16 protein-coding genes, 2 tRNA genes and 1 pseudogene are annotated in these 18,609 nt (G+C 71.8%); 3 read left to right on the top strand and 16 right to left on the bottom strand.

Annotated features, from left to right (window positions below; translation table 11 throughout):
- The first annotated feature begins 105 nt into the window (after positions 1 to 105).
- The gene (locus AC4BEG_RS23155; protein WP_490701656.1) at positions 106 to 570 is read left to right on the top strand and encodes a pyridoxamine 5'-phosphate oxidase family protein; all 465 of its coding nucleotides are present in this window, start codon (positions 106 to 108) and stop codon (positions 568 to 570) included.
- On the opposite strand, the pseudogene AC4BEG_RS23150 reads toward AC4BEG_RS23155, so the two are convergent.
- The 9 genes and pseudogenes from AC4BEG_RS23150 to AC4BEG_RS23110 form a co-directional block, all read right to left on the bottom strand.
- Positions 563 to 3,271, bottom strand: a pseudogene (locus tag AC4BEG_RS23150) (ComEC/Rec2 family competence protein); the annotation flags it as partial. The gene AC4BEG_RS23155 and the pseudogene AC4BEG_RS23150 overlap by 8 nt on opposite strands.
- A gap of 29 nt (positions 3,272 to 3,300) precedes the next feature.
- Positions 3,301 to 4,302, bottom strand: coding sequence for a ComEA family DNA-binding protein (locus tag AC4BEG_RS23145; RefSeq protein WP_490701655.1), 1,002 nt, complete (start codon positions 4,300 to 4,302; stop codon positions 3,301 to 3,303).
- 234 nt (positions 4,303 to 4,536) lie between these two features.
- Complete coding sequence (locus tag AC4BEG_RS23140) at positions 4,537 to 5,382, bottom strand: DegV family protein (RefSeq protein ID WP_490701654.1); 846 nt, start codon at positions 5,380 to 5,382, stop codon at positions 4,537 to 4,539.
- A 113-nt stretch (positions 5,383 to 5,495) separates the two neighbouring features.
- Positions 5,496 to 6,245 carry a hypothetical protein gene (locus AC4BEG_RS23135; RefSeq protein ID WP_490701653.1) on the bottom strand — a complete coding sequence of 250 codons (750 nt, stop codon included), beginning with the start codon at positions 6,243 to 6,245 and terminating at the stop codon, positions 5,496 to 5,498.
- Between the two features lie 147 nt (positions 6,246 to 6,392).
- The gene (gene leuS / locus AC4BEG_RS23130; RefSeq protein WP_490701652.1) at positions 6,393 to 9,269 is read right to left on the bottom strand and encodes a leucine--tRNA ligase; all 2,877 of its coding nucleotides are present in this window, start codon (positions 9,267 to 9,269) and stop codon (positions 6,393 to 6,395) included.
- Positions 9,270 to 9,620: 351 nt separating this feature from the next.
- A tRNA-Ala gene (locus AC4BEG_RS23125) sits at positions 9,621 to 9,693 on the bottom strand.
- Between the two features lie 102 nt (positions 9,694 to 9,795).
- Positions 9,796 to 10,029, bottom strand: coding sequence for a hypothetical protein (locus AC4BEG_RS23120; RefSeq protein ID WP_176183008.1), 234 nt, complete (start codon positions 10,027 to 10,029; stop codon positions 9,796 to 9,798).
- 5 nt (positions 10,030 to 10,034) lie between these two features.
- A complete protein-coding gene (locus AC4BEG_RS23115) occupies positions 10,035 to 10,193 on the bottom strand; it encodes a hypothetical protein (protein WP_201875593.1) in 159 nt (52 codons plus the stop codon).
- 77 nt (positions 10,194 to 10,270) lie between these two features.
- Positions 10,271 to 11,788 (bottom strand): MFS transporter, encoded by a 1,518-nt coding sequence (locus tag AC4BEG_RS23110; RefSeq protein ID WP_490701651.1) that lies wholly within the window; start codon positions 11,786 to 11,788, stop codon positions 10,271 to 10,273.
- Between the two features lie 180 nt (positions 11,789 to 11,968).
- On the opposite strand from AC4BEG_RS23110, the gene AC4BEG_RS23105 reads away from it, so the two are divergent.
- A complete protein-coding gene (locus tag AC4BEG_RS23105) occupies positions 11,969 to 12,910 on the top strand; it encodes a helix-turn-helix transcriptional regulator (RefSeq protein WP_490701650.1) in 942 nt (313 codons plus the stop codon).
- A 72-nt stretch (positions 12,911 to 12,982) separates the two neighbouring features.
- Here the strand turns inward: AC4BEG_RS23105 and AC4BEG_RS23100 are convergent.
- From AC4BEG_RS23100 to AC4BEG_RS23070, 7 genes are all read right to left on the bottom strand, one after another.
- Positions 12,983 to 13,055: transfer RNA gene (locus AC4BEG_RS23100), tRNA-Ala, on the bottom strand.
- A 72-nt stretch (positions 13,056 to 13,127) separates the two neighbouring features.
- Positions 13,128 to 13,781 carry a histidine phosphatase family protein gene (locus AC4BEG_RS23095; RefSeq protein WP_490707167.1) on the bottom strand — a complete coding sequence of 218 codons (654 nt, stop codon included), beginning with the start codon at positions 13,779 to 13,781 and terminating at the stop codon, positions 13,128 to 13,130.
- Complete coding sequence (gene rsfS / locus AC4BEG_RS23090) at positions 13,778 to 14,221, bottom strand: ribosome silencing factor (protein WP_490701649.1); 444 nt, start codon at positions 14,219 to 14,221, stop codon at positions 13,778 to 13,780. The genes AC4BEG_RS23095 and rsfS overlap by 4 nt, the downstream gene beginning before the upstream one ends.
- A 162-nt stretch (positions 14,222 to 14,383) precedes the next feature.
- Positions 14,384 to 16,180 carry an LCP family protein gene (locus AC4BEG_RS23085; protein ID WP_490701648.1) on the bottom strand — a complete coding sequence of 599 codons (1,797 nt, stop codon included), beginning with the start codon at positions 16,178 to 16,180 and terminating at the stop codon, positions 14,384 to 14,386.
- A gap of 13 nt (positions 16,181 to 16,193) precedes the next feature.
- Positions 16,194 to 16,805: a nicotinate-nucleotide adenylyltransferase gene (gene nadD, locus AC4BEG_RS23080; RefSeq protein ID WP_490701647.1), complete on the bottom strand. Its 612-nt coding sequence runs from the start codon at positions 16,803 to 16,805 to the stop codon at positions 16,194 to 16,196.
- A 59-nt stretch (positions 16,806 to 16,864) separates the two neighbouring features.
- Positions 16,865 to 17,026, bottom strand: a complete 162-nt coding sequence (locus tag AC4BEG_RS23075) for a hypothetical protein (RefSeq protein ID WP_490701646.1) — start codon at positions 17,024 to 17,026, stop codon at positions 16,865 to 16,867.
- A gap of 138 nt (positions 17,027 to 17,164) precedes the next feature.
- Positions 17,165 to 17,317 carry a hypothetical protein gene (locus AC4BEG_RS23070; RefSeq protein ID WP_490707342.1) on the bottom strand — a complete coding sequence of 51 codons (153 nt, stop codon included), beginning with the start codon at positions 17,315 to 17,317 and terminating at the stop codon, positions 17,165 to 17,167.
- A 104-nt stretch (positions 17,318 to 17,421) separates the two neighbouring features.
- Between AC4BEG_RS23070 and AC4BEG_RS23065 the strand changes: the two genes are divergently transcribed.
- Positions 17,422 to 18,594, top strand: coding sequence for a M48 family metallopeptidase (locus AC4BEG_RS23065; RefSeq protein ID WP_490701645.1), 1,173 nt, complete (start codon positions 17,422 to 17,424; stop codon positions 18,592 to 18,594).
- Positions 18,595 to 18,609: the final 15 nt, after the last annotated feature.

Genomic DNA, 18,609 nt, shown 5'->3' with positions numbered 1-18,609 from the left:
CCGGGCGTACGGCCCCGGCCCTACGCCGCATGCCCGAGGCACCGGACGCCGCCACGTGGATAGCGTGCGCTGAGGCAGACCGGTCGAGAGGGGAACGGACGGACCATGGGGAACGGTTCAGTGGCGATACGCGATCAACGGCAGCGCAAACGCGATCTGTTGGAGCGACTGGCGCGGGAGGCGGACATCTGGGTGGCGTCCGCCGACGGGCAGGGAGTGCCCTGTCTGGTGCCGCTGTCGTTCCTGTGGGACGGCGAGGCGATCTGGCTCTCCACCCGGCGGACCAATCCCACCGGCCGCAATCTGCGGGAGGTCGGCCGGGCCCGTCTCTCCCTGGCCGACACCCGTGATGTGGTGCTGATCGGGGGAACTGTGGAGGAGTTCGCCCGGGACGAGGTGCCGGTCGCCACCGCCGACGCCTTCGCGGCCAAGTCGCTGTGGGAGCCCCGCAGATCGGATAGCGGCTCCTACGCGTACTACAAGGTGGCACCCATCGAGGTACAGGTCTGGTACGAGGAGCCCGAGCTCCCGGCCCGCCACCTGATGCGGAACGGCGTGTGGGCCGTCTGAGCACCGCGCGCAGTGCGGGCCCCGTCACGGCGATCGGCCCGTCGGTGTCCGTCCGCAGCACGGCCGCCCCCTGGGCCCGCAGGGCCGCGATGGTGCGCGGGGCCGGATGGCCGTACGGATTGTCCGCACCGCAGGAGATCAGCGCGAGGCGCGGGCGGAGGCGGTGCATCAGCCGGGGGTCTTGATAGGCCGAGCCGTGGTGGGCGACCTTCACCACATCGGCCCGGGGCAGCTCGGGGTGTGCCGCCAGCAGGGCCCGCTGGGCGGGTGGTTCGAGGTCACCGAGGAGCAGCAGGGTCAGCCCCGCGGTACGCACGAGCAGAGTGACGCTCGCGTCGTTCGCCCCCTCCGTCGGCGGTACGGCGGGGGTGGCCGGGGACGATGCCGGAGGTGGCGGCGCGGGCCACAGGACCTCCCAGGACAGCGGGCCGAACCGGCGCCGCTCCCCCGGCTCCGCCGCGACCACCGGAACCTGCGCCGCCCGCGCACGGCGCCGCACGAACTCGGCCTGGCCCGGCGGATCCTCCAGGCTGGTCGTCTCGATGGCGCCCACCCCGCGCCCGCGCAGCGCACCGGCCAGCCCGGCCACATGGTCGGCGTGGAAGTGGGTGAGCACCAGCAGCGGGATCCGGACAACGCCCAGGGAGCGCAGACAGCGGTCGACGGCGTGGGGCTCGGGGCCGGTGTCCACCACGATGGCCGTGCCGGATCCAGCCGCCAGGACCAGTGCGTCGCCTTGGCCGACATCACACGCCACCAGCCGCCAACCGGACGGTGGCCAGCCGGTGATGACCCGGGCCAGCGGCGCCGGGCGGACCACCGCGAGCAGCAGGCCCAGCGCGCACACCGCGCACAGCCACCGGCGGTGCAGTACGCGGCGGCCCACCAGAACGGCGGCCAGGGTGGCGAGGGCCAGCAGCAGTCCGCCCTGCCACCCGCCCGGCCAGTCCAGCTCCGCCCCGGGCAGGGCCGCGCCCCTCCGGGCCACCTCGGCGATCCACTCCGCGGGCCATCCGGCCGGCCAGGCGATCCACCCGGCGAGCGGCGGAGCGAACGGGGCCACGGCGAGGGCGGCGAACCCGAGGACGGTGGCCGGGCCGACCGCCACCTCGGCCAGCAGATTGCAGGGAATCCCCACCAGACTCACCCGCTCGGCCAGCACCACGACGACCGGTGCGCAGACCGCCTGGGCGGCCGCGGCCGCCGCCAGCACCTCCGCCCATCGCCCCGGCACACCACGCCGGCGCAGCGCGTCCGACCACACCGGCGCGAAGGTGAGCAGCGCGCCAGTGGCCAGGACGGAGAGCGCGAAACCGTAGTTCCGCGCCAGCCATGGGTCGTAGAGGACCAGCGCGAGGACGGCGGCGGCCAGGGCGGGCAGCAGGGATCTGCGCCGTCCGGTACCGAGGGCGAGCAGGGTGATCAGCCCGCACACAGCCGCGCGCAGCACACTGGGCTCGGGACGGCACACGATGACAAAGCACAGGGTGAGCGCGCCACCGAGCACGGCCGTCGCTCTGAGCCGCAGCCCGAGCGCGGCGGCCAGCCCCCGCCGCTCGGCCCGTGCGGCAAGGCGGGGCGGACCGATCAGCAGGGCGAGAACGAGTGTCAGATTGCTGCCGGAGACCGCCATCAGATGAAACAGGTCCGTGGCCCGAAACGCCTCGTCGAGGTCGGGCGGCACCCGGGAGGTGTCCCCCACGACCAGCCCCGGCAGCAGCGCCCGCGCGTCCGAGGAGAGCCCGTCCGTCGCGGTCCGCAGCCCCGCGCGCAGCCGTCCCGCCTGCCGCTGGAGAGCGCTGGGCTCACCGATGACCCTCGGTGGCCCGCCCCCGTCGACCCGCACCACTGCCGCGACACGGTCCCCCTCGCGCAGCGGCGGCGCCAGCCGGCCGTGCAACCGCAGCCGGGTCGAGGGCAGCAACTCGAGCCAGCGTGCCCGCTCCCGCGCAGCCCTCGCCCGGACCGTCATCAGCACGGGGGCACGAGTGACGGTCGTTGTGCCGTCGGGTCCGGTGACCCGTCCAACCTCCGCCTCGATCAACACCGCCACGGGCGCGACCGCGGCGCCCCGCACCCGGGGGCGGGTGAGCCGGGGGTCACCGGTGACCTTCACCTCGGCGGTGATCCCGGCGTACTCCCGGGCCAGCGACGGAACCGGGCCCTTTCGCACCTCGGCCGCGTGCAGCGCGGCGACTGCCCCCGCCACCGCACCGCAGAGCAGCGCCGCCGCCACTGCCCCCGCAACGCTCCGACGCCGCCCACCGCCGTGCGTGGGGGAGTTGGTGGCGCGCGCAACCCCACTCCCGCCCGTGCGGGTCGCCGGGTCATGCCCCGGGAGCACGGCGCCGGGAGGGCGGGTGCCGTCGGGGCCGTGGCGGGGACGGGGTGTGCCCGCGCGTCGCGGACCAACCGTGCACGGGTGCGTTCTATGGCCGACCCCCAACAGGGCGCGGTCCCGGAGTAGATGGCGGGTCCAGAACGGGGGGCGGGCCCGGATCGGACGACGGGTCCTGAGCAGCAGGGCGGCTGCCGTGAGGCAGGCCAGCGCACAGACCACGGCGACGGTCCGGCCCGGCGTACCCAGGGCGATGGCTGCGGCGATCCAGGCCGTGACGGCGGGTGGCACCAACCGGAGGTCGGGCGGGCCCTCCTGACGAGGCTCGGACGCCCCGCGCGGAGAGGCGGCCGCGGCATGCACCGGTGCGCGGGCCCGGGTGGGCTGTGTCGTCATGGGCGGACCAGCGGACGCAGATCGGCGAACCGGCGCTCACCGATCCCATTCACCTCGCGGAGTTCATCGATGCTGCGGAAACCGCCGTGCTGGGTGCGGTAGTCGATGATGTGCCGCGCCAGGACCGGACCGACGCCCGGCAGGGTGTCGAGCTGCTCGGGGGTCGCGGAGTTGAGGCTGACCGGACCGCCCGGCGCACCCGGACCGCCCGGCGCGCCAGGAGCGCCATTACCGGGGCCCGTACCGGCTCCGGGGCCAGTGCCGGCTCCCGAGCCCGTACCGCCACCCGTGCCCGCGGCGTTTCCCCCTGCCGAGGGCGGGCCGCCGCCGAGGGCCTGGCCCGCCGGGGCGCCGACCACGATCTGTTCGCCGTCGACCAGCGGACGGGCGCGGTTCAGCCCCCTGGTGTCCGCACCCGGCCGTACCCCGCCCGCCGCCTCCAGAGCGTCGTCGACCCGTGCGCCGGACGGCAGCGTACGCAACCCCGGGCGGCGGACCTTGCCCGTCACATCGACCACGACCGAACGGCCCGCACCCGCGCCGGACCGCCCACCAGGGGTGGGAACAGGCCCGGCCGGTGCGGCGCGCGGCGGCTCGGGCTCCGGTGCTCGCACGGTCTGCGGACGGCCGGTCCAGAAGTGGTACACCGCGAAGGCCACCGCCACGAGCAGGGTGGCCGACAGTGCCGCAAGGGTTCTGAGCCGCATACCGCAGCGCACCTGGAGCCATGTCGGCAGCCGCTCCCGCAGCACCAGCCGGATCCGCTCGCGGCGCCGCACCGCCCCACCACCACCGGTCCCGGCTCCGGCCCCGACGCCGGTGGTCCCGGCTCTGACTCCGGCCCCGGCCCCGGCCCCGGCCTCACCGTCGTCCTCGGCCTCGACCGTGTCGGCCCACCGGGGTGCCGGACGCGCCGGAGCCTGCGCCTCGGGGCCGTCCCGGCTACCGAGGGCGACAGTGCCGCATCCGCTCTGCCGCCCAGCGCGGCCCGCGGGCAACAGAGCCGCGGCCCGCGCCGCAGACGACGGCTTTCCCGTCGGCGTGACCGCCCCACCCCCGCGATGACGACCGCGCTCCGCACCGATGATTACTGTCTGTGATCGTGACCTCATGCCTCCCGACCGTAGGCACATCCGGCTGATCCCGCTGAGCCGCCCCAAATCCCGGGGAAAACCCAGCGGTTGTGGATATCCCGTTCACCCCGACGGGTGACCCGCCCCAGCCCCCGGCCCCTACCGCGGCGAAACGATCGCGCCCAGCAGTCCCGGCCCGGTGTGGGCGCCGATCACCGCGCCCACCTCCCCCACATACAGCTCCACCAGCCCCGGCACCCGCTCCCGCAGCCGCTCCGCGAGCGCCGCCGCCCGCTCCCCCGCCGCCAGATGCTGCACCGCGATGTCCACGGAGCTCTGTCCGGCCCGATCCACCACCAGCTCCTCCAGCCGGGCAATGGCCTTCGAGGCGGTGCGCACCTTCTCCCGGAGTGAGATCCGCCCGTCGTCGAGCTGGAGCAGCGGTTTGACCGCCAGCGCGGAGCCGAGGAGGGCCTGCGCCGTGCCGATGCGGCCGCCGCGCCGCAGATAGTCGAGGGTGTCCACGTAGAAGTAGGCGGCGGTGCCGTCGGCCCGCTTCTGGGCCGACGCCACGATCTCGTCCAGCGTGCCCCCGCCGTCCGCCGCCTCGGCCGCGGCCAGCGCGCAGAAGCCCAGCGCCATCGCGACCATGCCGCTGTCCACCACCCGTACCGGCACCGGGGCGTCCTGGGCGGCGAGCACCGCCGCGTCGTAGGTACCGGAGATCTCGGCGGACAGATGGAGGGAGACGATGCCCGTCGCCCCCTCCGCGGCGGCGGCGCGGTAGGTCGCGGCGAACATCTCGGGGCTGGGCCGGGAAGTTGTCACCGGCCTGCGCTTCTGGAGAGCCTGCGCGAGGGAACGCGCCGAGATCTCGGTGCCCTCCTCCAGGGCCCGGTCTCCGAGCACCACCGTCAGCGGAACGGCGGTGATGCGGTGCCGCTCCATCGCCTCCTGCGGCAGGTACGCCGTTGAATCGGTCACGATCGCGACATGGCGGGACATGACAGGGAGGTTATCGGGGGACGCGCCGGGCCGACAGCTCGACCCCGCCAGATGATCACTGACCGTACCGGTCAGCCCCGATCCGGCTCGCATCGGCGCCTGTGCGATCCGCGTCAGGCCGTGTTCTCCGGACGGGCGGATTTCTGCCACGGCTTCTGCCAGGAGAAGCCCTCCGTCCGGGGCGTCGTAGCGATCGAGGGCGGCTCCGGCGACCTCGCCCGGTCGGAATCCCGGTCGGAACGCTCGGAACCCTCGGAACCCTCGGAACGCCCGGAAGCACCCTGGGAGACCCCCTGCGCCCCCCGCGGCTGCCCCGGCTCCTCCGACGTCCAGTGCCGCAGCGCGCCCGCCTCCATGTCGATCTCGCGGCCCAGTGTTTCCAGATCGTCCCGGGCGAACCGCTGGGCCCGGTCCTGCGCCGCCCATCGCAGCGAGTCCGCGGAGTGGGTGATCCGCTGGGTGCGCTCCCGCAGCTCGGGCAACAGGGCGGTGACCCTGGCCTTGTCGGGCTCCCGCTCCAGCCGCTTCAGGTCCTCCTCCAGCTCCTGCCCGTGCTCGGTGAGCCGCCGGAACAACCCCAACGACTCGGACAGCGAGCGGTCTTGCTCCGCCGAGGCGTTCAGCGCCTGCTCGGTGGCCTGCATCGAGGAGCGCAGGGACAGCCGCAGCTCGGCCAGCTCACCGGCGGTACCCGGCTGGGCGAACTGGCGGGCCCGCAGCCGGGTGTCCTCCACCGTGCGCCGGGCCTGGTGCACAGTGCGGTCGATGCCCCGCTTGGCCGCCTTGACCGCCCGCGCGGTCGCGTAGACCCCCATTCCGGCACAGACGAGGAACAGCACCAACAGGATCCAAACGGCTTCCATGCGCGCTCCTTCAGGCGTCGGTCACGGCGGCGGCACGCGTCAACGGGCACTCGTTCTTCCAGCCTAAACGGACCGGGCGGGCCGGGGGTTCCTGAGGAACCCCCGGCCCGCCCGTACGGGGAAACGATCACGCCGGACCGACAGCGATCACGCCGGGACGATGTTGACCAGCTTCGGCGCCCGCACGATCACCTTGCGGATGTCCGCGCCGTCCAGCGCCGCCACCACCGCCGGGTCTCCCAGGGCCAGCTTCTCCAGCTCGTCCTCCGAGACCGACGGGGACACCTCCAGCCGCGCCTTGACCTTGCCCTTGACCTGCACCACGCACGTCACCGTCTCGTCCACCACATACGCCGGGTCGGCGACCGGCAGGGACTCGTGGACGACCGAGGTGGTGTGGCCCAGCGTGCGCCACAGCTCCTCGGCGATGTGCGGGGCCAGCGGGGCGATCAGCAGCACCAGGCCCTCGGCCACCTGGCGCGGCACCTCACGCACCTTGGTGACGTGGTTGTTCAGCTCGGTGATCTTGGCGATGGCGGTGTTGAAGCGCAGGCCCACCATGTCCTGCCGGACCCCGTCGATCGCCTTGTGCAGGGCGCGCAGCGTCGCCTCGTCGGGCTCGGCGTCGACGACCACGGGCTCGCCGGTGTTCTCGTCCACGACATTGCGCCACAGCCGCTGCAACAGCCGGTACTGACCGACGACCGCGCGGGTGTCCCAGGGGCGCGAGACGTCCAGCGGGCCCATGGCCAGCTCGTACAGCCGCAGCGTGTCGGCCCCGTACTCGGCGCAGATCTCGTCCGGCGTGACGGCGTTCTTCAGGGACTTGCCCATCTTGCCCAGCACCCGGGTGACCTTCTCGCCCTGGTACCAGTATGCGCCGCCGCGCTCTTCGACCTCGGCGGCCGGAACGGCGACGCCCCGGCTGTCCCGGTAGACGAACGCCTGGATCATGCCCTGGTTGTACAGCTTGTGGAACGGCTCGGACGAGGAGACATGGCCCAGGTCGAACAGCACCTTGGACCAGAAGCGGGCGTACAGCAGATGCAGTACGGCGTGCTCGGCGCCGCCGATGTACAGGTCGACGCCCCCGGACGGCTGCCCCTCGCGCGGGCCCATCCAGTAGCGCTCGATGTCCGGGTCGACCAGCCGATCGTCGTTGCGCGGGTCCAGGTAGCGCAGCTCGTACCAGCACGATCCGGCCCAGTTGGGCATGGTGTTGGTCTCACGGCGGTACCGGCGGGGGCCACGGCCGTCGCCCAGGTCCAGCACCACGTTGACCCAGTCCTCGTTCCGGGACAGCGGGGTCTCCGGGGAGGTGTCGGCGTCGTCCGGGTCGAAGGTGCGCGGTGCGTAGTCGTCGACCTCGGGCAGTTCCAGGGGCAGCATCGACTCGGGCAGCGGATGGGCGATGCCGTCCTCGTCGTAGACGATCGGGAAGGGCTCGCCCCAGTAGCGCTGGCGGCTGAACAGCCAGTCGCGCAGCCGGAAGTTGACGGTGCCCTCGCCGATCCCGCGGGCCTCCAGCCACTCGGTGATACGCGCCTTGGCCTCGACAACGCCCAGCCCGTCCAGCGAGACGGACTCCCCCATGGAGTTGACGATCTTCGCGTCATAGGAGGCGAAGGCGTCATCCCAGGTGGAGGGGTCGGTGCCACGGTCGTCCGAGGGCTCGACCACACAGCGCATGGGCAGCTCGAAGGCGCGGGCGAAGGCGAAGTCACGGGTGTCGTGCGCCGGAACGGCCATGATCGCGCCGGTGCCGTAGCCCATCAGCACATAGTCGGCGATGAAGACCGGCACCGGTTCACCGCTGACCGGGTTGACCGCGAACGCGCCGGTGAAGACGCCGGTCTTGTCCTTGGCCTCGGCCTGCCGCTCCACATCGGACTTGGCCGCGGCCTGCTTGCGGTACGCGGCGACGGCCGCGGCCGGGGTGGCGTGCCCGCCGGTCCACACCTCGTGGGTGCCCTCGGGCCAGGCGGCCGGGACGATCTCGTCCACCAGGCCGTGCTCGGGGGCCAGCACCATATAGGTGGCGCCGAACAGGGTGTCCTGGCGGGTGGTGAAGACGGTGACCTTCGCCTCGGGGTGGTCGGCCACCGGGAAGTCCACCCGGGCACCCTCGCTGCGTCCGATCCAGTTGCGCTGTTGCAGCTTGATGGCCTCGGGCCAGTCCAGCGCGTCCAGGTCCGACAGCAGCCGGTCGGCGTAGGCGGTGATGCGCATGTTCCACTGGCGCAGCTTGGCCTTGAAGACGGGGAAGTTGCCGCGCTCGGAGCGGCCCTCCGCGGTGACCTCCTCGTTGGCCAGCACGGTGCCCAGCCCGGGGCACCAGTTGACGGGCGCGTCCGAGGCGTACGCCAGGCGGTAGCCGCCCAGGACGTCCGCGCGGTCGGCCTCGGTCAGCTCGGCCCAGGGGCGGCCGTCGGGGGTCGGGCGCTCACCGGAGGCGAACTGCTCGACCAGGGTGGCGATCGGGCGGGCCTTCCGCGCCTCCGGGTCGTACCAGGAGTTGAAGATCTGGAGGAAGATCCACTGGGTCCACCGGTAGTAGCCCGGGTCGATCGTCTCGAAGGACCGGCGCGGATCGTGGCCCAGGCCCAGTCGGCGCAGCTGGCGCCGCATGTTCTCGATGTTGGCCTCGGTGCTCACCCTGGGGTGGGTGCCGGTCTGCACCGCGTACTGCTCGGCGGGCAGGCCGAAGGCGTCGAAGCCCAGGGTGTGCAGGACGTTGTGGCCCGTCATGCGGTGGTAGCGGGCGTAGGCGTCGGTGGCGATGTAGCCCAGCGGATGGCCGACGTGCAGCCCCGCACCCGAGGGGTACGGGAACATGTCCATGACGAACTTCTTGGGCCGGGCGACGGCCTCGGCGTCACCGGCCAGGTCACCGCTTGGGTTGGCCGCGTCATACGTGCCGTTCGCGGCCCAGAAGTCCTGCCAGCGGGCTTCGATGTCAGCGGCCAGGGCGGCCGTGTAGCGGTGCGGCGCGGCCACCTCGGCCGCGGCATTGGTCTCGCTCATGATCCTCAAAGCTCCATCGGTCGTCTCTGCCTGCGGTAGGGAACGACTCCCTCTTGCCTCCGAAACAAAAAGACCCCTCGCACAGGAGGGGACGCCGCGCCGATGCCGACCGGAACTGTTCTCGGTCGGTACGTGATCAGCGCGGCCCGCTAAGCAGAAGGCGTACGGCACGCATGGAGCCAGGTTACCGCAGGGCACCAATGGCTCGCATCGAGGGAGCCGCGGTGGCGGGAAGAAGGAACGACGGGCGGAACGAAACCCGAAGAACCCCAAGCGACAAACTCGAGCGACAAACCCGAGTGACAAAAGAGACGGACCGCCCATATCGGACAGCCCGTCTCCTGGTAACTGTGGAGCTAAGGAGAATTGAACTCCTGACCTCCTGCATGCCATGCAGGCGCTCTACCAACTGAGCTATAGCCCCAGGTCTTGCTCCGCCCGGCTCCCCGCGGCGGCATCGCCTACATTACACGGACGCCCCGGCCTTCCGCCAAATCGATTGCCGCGAGGCCGGAGCGGGGCCGGGTTACGCCGTCGCGAACGAGTAGAAACGCTTGAGCGTGCAGTGCTCGTCGAGGAGCCGACCGTAGATCGGCTCCCCTTCCAGCTCCCGGTAGGTCTCGATGGGATCACCCTTGATGATCAGCGCCCGTGCGCACTCCGCGCACCAGTACTGGTAGTCGGAGTTGAGCGGCTCCATGTCGCGGACGATGGGTGTGCCGCTGCCGCACCAGTCACATTTCCGGCTGTGTGCTCCCATGTCACTCAGCTCCAGCTGTGGCCGCAGGCCGTACACACGTAGGAAACACCGCCGTTGTCGCCGAGGACCTGAGCCACTTTGCCGGAGCCGCAGGACGGGCATGCGATGCCCGGCCGGTCCGCGTCGGAAAGGTCCTCGATCGCGTCGAGGATGCTGGTCGGCATCCCACCTGCCCTCCCCATCGGACTGTCGGCCCCTGCCCCTCCGGCCGTCCGATTCTGCCACGGGACGACGCACCAGGTCAGCGGAGATGCCTCACCCGCCTCACAAGACTCGGCAGCGTTCCGCATGCTGCCGCCATGGCCAGTGCGACGCAGGTCACCCACAGGGCGTCCGCCGAGGCATGCGCTCCGGGCGCGGCCCCGTCCGTCGCGTTCAGGAACACCGTGCCGAAGACCGCGACTCCGCTCAGCAGACCGAGTTGAGCCGCCGTCACCAGAACGCCGCTGGCGTCCGCCGCGTCCTGCTGCCGTACGGTCGCCAACGTCCGCGTCAGGACGGGGCTGTAGGCGAGCGAGAGGCCCGCTCCGACGCCCACCAGGACGACGTAGAGCCACGGGCCGCCGTCGCCGCCGTCCCGCAGCGCCAGACCGAGCCCGAGGAATGACAGGGCCGCCAGCGTGAATCCGGCCGGTACCACGACCGTCTGCCATCGCACCGGCAGCCGCTGCCAGTTGAGGCCCAGCACGCCGAACGCCGCCGTCGTGGGCACGAAGGTCAGTCCGGCCCGCATCGCGCTGTAGCCAAGCCCGCCCTGCACGTGCAGGGTGCTGACGAACAGGAAGCCCCCGTTTGTCCCCATCGCCAGCACGATACGGAGCACCGCCACCGCCATTCCGGGCGCCCGCACCACCCGTGGCGAAATCAGCGGCCTGCCGCCGCGCCGGGCCAGCCGCGCCTCGTACGCCGCGAACAGCCCCGCCACGACCACGCTCAGCCCCAGCATGATCCAACCCCACAGCGGCCAGTCCCACTCCTGGCCGAGCACCATCGGCACCGTGAACAGCAGGACCGCCGCGGCCAGCAGCACCAGACCGGGCAGATCCAGGCCATTCCGGAGCGTGGTGGCCGCTCCGCGCGGTGCCTCCTCCGGGGAGTGCATCAGCCGCGGTCCGAGAACGAGCAGCAGCAGCCCGATCGGCACGTTGACCAGGAAGACCGGACGCCAGCCCGTGCCCATCAGGTCGGCCTCGACCAGCACCCCGCCCACGATCAGCCCGGCGGCGGCACCGGAGGCGAGCACCGCGGAGTACGCGCCGAGCGCCCTCGCCCGCGAACTGCCCGTGTACGTCCGCTGGATGAGGCTGAGCACCTGCGGCAGCATCATCGCCGACGCCGCGCCCTGGACGAACCGGAAGGCGATCAGCTGCCCGGTGCTGTCGGCCAGCCCGCAGGCGAGCGAGGCGGCGGTGAAGGCCGCGAGCCCGGACAGGAACATCCGCCGGTGGCCGAACAGGGCACCCAGTCGGGCCCCGGTGATCAGCAGTACGGCATAGGAAATCGTGTAACCGGCGATGACGAGCTGGAGTCCGGCGCCGGAGGCGTGCAGATCGGCGCGCATGGTCGGCGCCGCGACATTGACGATGAAGACGTCGAGCACGGCCATGAGCTGGCCGGTGAGGACGATGGCGAGCAGCCAGCCGGGGCGCGCGGTCCGCCGCTCGGCCGGGGCGGCGCCGGCCGGGATGTCAGTGGGGTGGCCTTTACTGGTCGCGGAGTCCTCTGCGGGGAGAGGGGTGGTCGGGGTGGTGTGGGTCATGAACCGAGCCTGCCGGCGCGCCGATACGGGTAACGAGAGCCCGCCGATGCTGGTAGTGGCAGCACCTGGCAGCCTCCGTCCGCCGCCGGGAGCATGGAGGACCGGCCGCCCGCGCGGGGGCCGTCACGGGAGTCGCCGTCACGGGGGACGGCGCCACCACGGGGGACATGGGGAGCGACGATGGCCGTGAACACCACCGCACAGCACCGGCAGACCGCCCGGCGACGGCGGCCCGAGCTGGCCGCCTTCCTGCGCAGCCGCCGCGCCCGGGTGACCCCCGCGGACGTGGGGATGGCGCCCGGGTTGCGCCGCCGCACCCCCGGGCTGCGCCGGGAGGAGGTCGCCCAGCTCTCCGGCGTCGGCGTCACCTGGTACACCTGGCTGGAGCAGGGCCGCCCGATCAACGCGAGTGTGCAGGTGCTGGACGCGGTCGCGCGTACCCTGCGGCTCGACACGGCTGAGCGCGAGCATCTGTACCAGCTGGCCGAGGTGCCGTACGTCCCGGACCGGACGCGGGACGCGGGCACGGTCGGCCCCGAGGTGCGGGGCATCATCGAAGCACTCGACCCGCTTCCGGCCGTGGTCTACAACGCTCGGTACGACATCCTGGCGTACAACGCCGGCTACCAGCTCCTCTTTCCAGCGACCGAGCTGAACGCCCCGCCGGAGCGGAACGTGCTGTGGCAGCTCTTCGTCGATCCGGGCTGCTGCGTCTCGCTGCTCAACCTGGACCAGGAGCTGCCGGTCCTCGTGGCGACGCTGCGCGCCGGGTACGGACGGCATGTGGGCGACCCCGCATGGGAGGAGTTCCTCGCCCGGCTGCTGGCCGCCAGCGACCACTTCGCCCGGCTCTGGCGCACCGGGGACGTCGTCCCGCCCGGTGCACGGATCAAGGTGGTGCAGCACGCCTCGGTCGGCGAGATGCGGCTGCTCTCGACGTCGATGCAGATCAGTGGTGCGCCCGAGACCCGGGTCGTGGTCTACACCCCGGACGACGAGGAGAGCCGGGGACTCCTGGAGCGGCTGCGGACCATCCACGACCCGCTCATCGGCTGCTCCGCCCATGCCCGGCCGCTCTCCGCGATGCGGGCCGAACGTGCTCAGCGCACCGAGCGGGCCTGACGGGCCGGGAACGGGCTGGGAAAAGCAGCGATCCCGCCCCCTCGGAGAGGGGACGGGATCGGCGCGGTGCTGTGGAGCTAAGGAGAATTGAACTCCTGACCTCCTGCATGCCATGCAGGCGCTCTACCAACTGAGCTATAGCCCCGCTGTTCTGTGCGCCGGAGCGCTTCGAACGAGAAGGAGCATAGCCGGTGACCTGCCGGAAAAGGAAATCCGCTCAGTCGTCGTCGCCGAGCACCGGCTCGGGCAGCGATCCGGCGTTGTGCTCCAGCAGCCGCCAGCCGCGCACTCCCTCGCCCAGCACCGACCAGCAGCAGTTGGACAGACCGCCCAGCGCCTCCCAGGTCCGGGGCTCCAGACCGAGCAGCCGGCCGATGGTGGTGCGGATGGTGCCGCCGTGGCTGACCACCACGAGCGTGCCGCCGTCGGGCAGCTTCTCGGCGCTCTCCAGCACCACCGGGGCGGCCCGGTCGGCGACCTCGGACTCCAGTTCGCCGCCACCGCGTCGCACGGGCTCACCGCGCTTCCACGCGCTGTACTCCTCGCCGAACTGCGCCATGATCTCGTCGTGGGTGAGCCCTTGCCACCGACCGGCGTAGGTCTCGCGGAGCGAGGCGTCGTGGGAGACCGTCAGCCCGGTGACGGCCGCCAGTTCGGCGGCGGTCGCCGCGGCCCGCTTGAGGTCGGAGGCGACGATCGCGTCCGGCTTCAGCGCGGCCAGCAGCCGGGCCGACCGGCGCGCCTGCGCTGTCCCGGTCTTGGTCAGCTCGATGTCCAGGGAGCCCTGGAAGCGGCGCTCGATGTTCCAGGCCGTCTGGCCGTGCCGCCACAGGACAACGCGGCGGCCCCGGCCGCCCGTGGTGCCGTTCAGCTGAGCTCACCGCCGACCGGGCCGCCGTCGGTTGCCTGCGCCTGCGCGTACTCCTCCGCCTTGCCCCGGGTGGCGACGGCGTCGGCCGGAAGCTCCAGCTGCGGGCAGTCCTTCCACAGCCGCTCCAGGGCGTAGAAGACCCGCTCCTCGCTGTGCTGAACGTGCACCACGATGTCCACGTAGTCCAGCAGCACCCAACGGGCCTCGCGGTCGCCCTCGCGGCGCACCGGCTTGGCGCCGAGCTCCTTGCTCAGCCGCTCCTCGATCTCGTCGACGATCGACTTCACCTGGCGGTCGTTGGGCGCCGAGGCCAGCAGGAAGGCGTCGGTGATCGAGAGCACATCGCTGACGTCGTACGCGATGATGTCGTGCGCGAGCTTGTCGGCGGCTGCCTGGGCGGCGGCGTTGATGAGCTCGATGGAGCGGTCCGTGGCGGTCACAGGCAAGCTTTCGGTCGTTGTCGTACCTCGAAGGTCTGGCACCCCAAGGGTCTCACGCCCCGCCGCCACCCCGCCGGGCCATTTCCCGCGGTGGCCCGACAGCGCCGCGGCGGCCGCCCGGAGGCGGCCGCCGCAACGATCCGGTGAGGGGGTCCGGGGCGCTCAGCCCTTGCCCGTGTAGTCCTGGCCGAGGACGACCGTGATGTCCGCGTTGGCCGCACCCTTGCCCTTGCGCACCGCGCTCGAGGGCAGGCCGAGCGTCTTGGCGACCTCCTTGGCCTGGGCCGCCTGGGCGGCCTCGGCGTAGGTGACCCGCGAAGCCGTCTGCGGGGTGCCCTTGCCCTCGGTCGCGGAGACGACCGTAAAGCCGCCGTTGACCAGCGTGACCCGGGCCGAACCGGCCGCGTCCGCGGTGCCGCCCTCGTTGGTCACACTGACCCGCGGGGTGTCACCGCCGGTGTTCTTGACCGTGCCGCCGAGGATGTCCTTGACCACATGGTCGGTGGCCCGGGTGCTGAGCGTTCCGTCCTGCTGGACCGGCAGCATCGCGGTGTTGTAGTCGCCGCTCTTGGCCTGCCCGGCCAGCCGGGCCAGCGAGGCGCCGAGCTGCTGCTCCGACAGCGACGGATCGGGGATCTGGGCCAGCGACTCCACGGTGTTGGTGGCGCCCTTCTCATCGCTGGAGAGCTTCTTCAGCGATGCGTGCATGACCTGCCCGAACCGGGCCAGCTGCTTGGTCTGGGGCTCACCCGGCGCGCGATAGGTGGCGTACGCCACAGCCGCCTGCCCGCCCAGAGGCTGATCCTGGCCCTTCTTCACCAGCGGAGCGGCGCCCTTCTGCCGGTCCGGCACGGTCGCGTCGGTGGTCACGGTGATCCCGCCGACCAACTCGACCAGGTTCTCCAGATACGGGGTGTCCAGCCGCCAGGTGCCCTGGATCTTCGAGCCCAGCAGGCTGCTCAGGGACTCCCGGGTGGAGTCCGAGCCCTCGTCGGTGACCGACTTGCCGAGCGTGGTGGAGCCGCCCTCCTCGGTGGAGACGGACAGCGCGTTGGGCAGCAGGACGGTGGTGCCCTTCTTGGTGGTCTCGTTGTCCACCAGCAGGGCGGTGGAGCTACGGCCGCCCCTGGTCTCGCGCAGATGGACCACGATCACATCGCGCTGCTGCGGACCGCCCGCCGTCTGGTCGGCGTTGCCGTCGGACAGGCCGGGCAGCTTGCCCACGGCCCAGAGGTAGCCGACCCCGCCGGCGGCCACCAGGACCAGCACCACGATCAGCGCGACCATGCGGTTGCGGCCCTTGCGCTTGCGCTCGTCACGCCGCTCGCTGCGGGTCTCGGCGAACTTCAGCCAGTCGATGACGTCGTCGGTGTCCTGGTCCTCCTCCTCGACGAAGGAGAACTGCTCGGTGCGGTAGTCCTCGTCGTGCTTCTTCGCCTTCGCCGCCCCCGGCTCGCGGCCCGGCTCCGGTTCGGCGGGGGGCTCGGGGCGCGACTCCCGCAGCGCCTCGGGGCTCAGCTCCTCGTAGGGGTTCGACTCGCGCTGCGGCGGCACGGTCGGCGTGTAGCCATAGCCGTAGCCCTGCTGCTGGGGGTCGTCGTACGCGTACTGCTGCTGCCCCTGCCCCGCGTAACCGTCGTACGGCTGGACCTGGGGATGGTGTTGGGTCTGGGGGTGTTGGGCTTGGGGGTGTTGGGCTTGGGGGTGTTGGGCTTGGGGGTGTTGAGTCTGCTGTGGCGCCTGCGCGTAGGGGTCGTAGCCGTAGCCGCCCTGCCCCTGCCGCCCGCCCTGGGACTGCGCCTGCCCGTACGGGTCGTAACCCGGCTGCGGGTCGTAGGTCTGCTGCCCCGCCTGCGGCTGGTAGACCGGACGCCCATAGGCGTCATAGCCGTAGATCCGCGGCTCCTGGCCGTACGGATCCTGTGCGTACGGGTCGTACGGGTGCTGTCCGTCATTCACCGGGCATGCCCCTTCAGCAGTCGTGCCGGTACAGCTCGCGCTTGTCGATGTAGCGCACCACACCGTCCGGCACCAGATACCAGACGGGTTCGCCATGGGCGACACGCGAGCGGCAGTCCGAGGACGAGATCGCCAGCGCGGGCACCTCGACCAGGGACACCCCGCCCTCCGGCAGACCCGGGTCGGCCAGTATGTGCCCCGGCCGGGTCACCCCGATGAAGTGGGCGAGCGAGAACAGCTCTTCGGCGTCGCGCCAGGTGAGGATCTGGGCGAGCGCGTCCGCGCCGGTGATGAAGAACAGATCCGCGTCACCGTTGGACGCCCTCAGGTCCCGGAGGGTGTCGGTGGTGTACGTCGGTCCGCCGCGGTCGATGTCGATGCGGCTGACCGAGAACTGCGGATTGGAGGCGGTCGCGATGACCGTCATCAGATAGCGGTCCTCGGCCGGAGAAACCTTCTTGTGGCTCTTCTGCCACGGCTGCCCGGTCGGCACGAACACCACCTCGTCGAGATGGAACTGCGCCGCCACCTCGCTCGCCGCGACCAGGTGTCCGTGGTGGATCGGGTCGAACGTCCCGCCCATCACACCGAGCCGCCGCTTGCCGGGCACCTTCTGCTCTTCCATGCGTGCAGACCCTACTGGGCCCGGTCCGCCGCCGGAGCCCACAGGGTCCACGGCCCCGGTCAGCGGTCCCGGTTGAAGCGGGTGGTGATCCACAGCAGCAGCAGGAGGATGACGAACGCGGCGCCACCGGTCATGTACGGGCTGATGCTCGCATGGGTGTCGGTGTGGTGCTCGCCACCTTCGGCGGCGAGGGTGGCCAGGGCGTGTGCGGTGCTGTTCATCGCAGGCACTACCTATCGGGGTCTAGGCGTCGAGTCACGTCGGGCACATCGTATGCGAGCCGGATTCCGCGCTGCTCTCCGTCCTGCGTCCGGCCCCGGCGCCCGGTCCGGCGGCCCCGTGGCGCCGGTCCGGTGGCGTCAGTCCTTCTTGCTGTATCCGCGCAGCAGGAACCAGGCGAGCAGAACCGCGCCCACCACACCGACGACGATGACCGTGCGCAACAGCGCTCCCGGTCCGGCGTCCTTGGAGGTGGCGGCGAGCACTTCGGTGAGGCCAGTCATATCGGGCATGTCTCCACGCTAACGCCCCGCCGGTCAGGGCCTAGGCTGGGGTCGGCCGGGGGACGGGGCAGTACCGAGGCAGTCCGGCGGAACATCGGCGACGAGGGGACCACATGGGCGACAACGGCAGCTTTGGACAGGGCGGGCAGGAACGGATGCCGAGCCGCAACCGGCGGCGGTTCCCGGGCATCTCCTCACGCGCGTACGAACATCCCGCGGACCGCTCGGCCCTGGTCGCCCTGCGCAAGCTGACCGGTTTCGACACCGCCTTCAAGGCGATGAGCGGACTGCTGCCCGAGCGCAGTCTGCGGCTGCTGTACCTGTCCGATTCGGTACGGGTGAGCGACCGGCAGTTCGCACACCTCAACGACATGCTGCGGGACGCCTGTTACATCCTGGACCTCCAGAAGGTCCCGGCCATGTACATCACTCAGAACCCGCAGCCGCAGGCGATGTGCATCGGCATGGACGAGCCGATCATCGTGCTGTCCACCGGGCTGGTGGAACTGCTCGACGAGGAGGAGATGCGGGCGGTCATCGGCCACGAGGTGGGCCATGCGCTGTCCGGCCACTCCGTCTACCGGACGATACTGCTCTTCCTCACCAGCCTGGCGCTGCGGGTGGCCTGGATCCCGCTGGGCAATGTGGCGGTGCTGGCCCTGGTGACGGCGCTGCGCGAGTGGTTCCGCAAGTCGGAGCTGTCGGCGGACCGGGCGGGGCTGTTGGTGGGCCAGGACCTCCAGGCGTCGATGCGCGGTCTGATGAAGCTCGCGGGCGGCCACCATCTGCATGAGATGAACGTGGACGCGTTCCTGGAGCAGGCGGAGGAGTACGAGTCCAGCGGGGACATGCGCGACTCCGTGCTCAAGATCCTGAACATGCTGCCGCGCAGCCACCCGTTCACCACGGTCCGCGCGGCCGAGCTGAAGAAGTGGGCCGCCACCCGTGACTACCAGCGGCTCATGGACGGTCACTACCCGCGACGCGACGAGGACAAGGACACCTCGGTCAGCGACTCCCTGCGCGAGTCCGCGAACCACTACGCGGAGTCGGTGCGCTCCAGCAAGGACCCGCTGATGACGTTCGTACGGGACGTGGCGGGCGGCGCCGGGGACCTGGGCAGCAAACTGCGCGACCGGTTCACCGGCGGCGGCCGGACGGGCGGGGAGACGTCCGAGGGCTCGGGTCCGGAGGACACCCGGCCCGAGGAGGGGCGCGAGGACGGACCCCAGGGCCGCCCCGAGGACGGACCTGAGGACGGACCTGACACCCCGCGTCGGGACTGAGCGCGCCGGAGGCGA

The organism is Streptomyces sp. JLBJ103, assembly GCF_058215575.1.
Note: the sequence above shows the minus strand (reverse complement) of the source record. Positions and strands in the feature narration are given on the sequence as shown.

Excerpts from the sequence above, each read along its gene's own strand:
- AC4BEG_RS23155 (WP_490701656.1), top strand. The coding sequence starts at position 106 with ATGGGGAACGGTTCAGTGGCGATACGCGATCAACGGCAGCGCAAACGC.
- AC4BEG_RS23140 (WP_490701654.1), bottom strand. The coding sequence starts at position 5,382 with ATGTCCCGCCATGTCGCGATCGTGACCGATTCAACGGCGTACCTGCCG.
- AC4BEG_RS23135 (WP_490701653.1), bottom strand. The coding sequence starts at position 6,245 with ATGGAAGCCGTTTGGATCCTGTTGGTGCTGTTCCTCGTCTGTGCCGGA.
- leuS (WP_490701652.1), bottom strand. The coding sequence starts at position 9,269 with ATGAGCGAGACCAATGCCGCGGCCGAGGTGGCCGCGCCGCACCGCTAC.
- AC4BEG_RS23120 (WP_176183008.1), bottom strand. The coding sequence starts at position 10,029 with ATGGGAGCACACAGCCGGAAATGTGACTGGTGCGGCAGCGGCACACCC.
- AC4BEG_RS23115 (WP_201875593.1), bottom strand. The coding sequence starts at position 10,193 with ATGCCGACCAGCATCCTCGACGCGATCGAGGACCTTTCCGACGCGGAC.
- AC4BEG_RS23110 (WP_490701651.1), bottom strand. The coding sequence starts at position 11,788 with ATGACCCACACCACCCCGACCACCCCTCTCCCCGCAGAGGACTCCGCG.
- AC4BEG_RS23105 (WP_490701650.1), top strand. The coding sequence starts at position 11,969 with ATGGCCGTGAACACCACCGCACAGCACCGGCAGACCGCCCGGCGACGG.
- nadD (WP_490701647.1), bottom strand. The coding sequence starts at position 16,805 with ATGGAAGAGCAGAAGGTGCCCGGCAAGCGGCGGCTCGGTGTGATGGGC.
- AC4BEG_RS23075 (WP_490701646.1), bottom strand. The coding sequence starts at position 17,026 with ATGAACAGCACCGCACACGCCCTGGCCACCCTCGCCGCCGAAGGTGGC.
- AC4BEG_RS23070 (WP_490707342.1), bottom strand. The coding sequence starts at position 17,317 with ATGCCCGATATGACTGGCCTCACCGAAGTGCTCGCCGCCACCTCCAAG.
- AC4BEG_RS23065 (WP_490701645.1), top strand. The coding sequence starts at position 17,422 with ATGGGCGACAACGGCAGCTTTGGACAGGGCGGGCAGGAACGGATGCCG.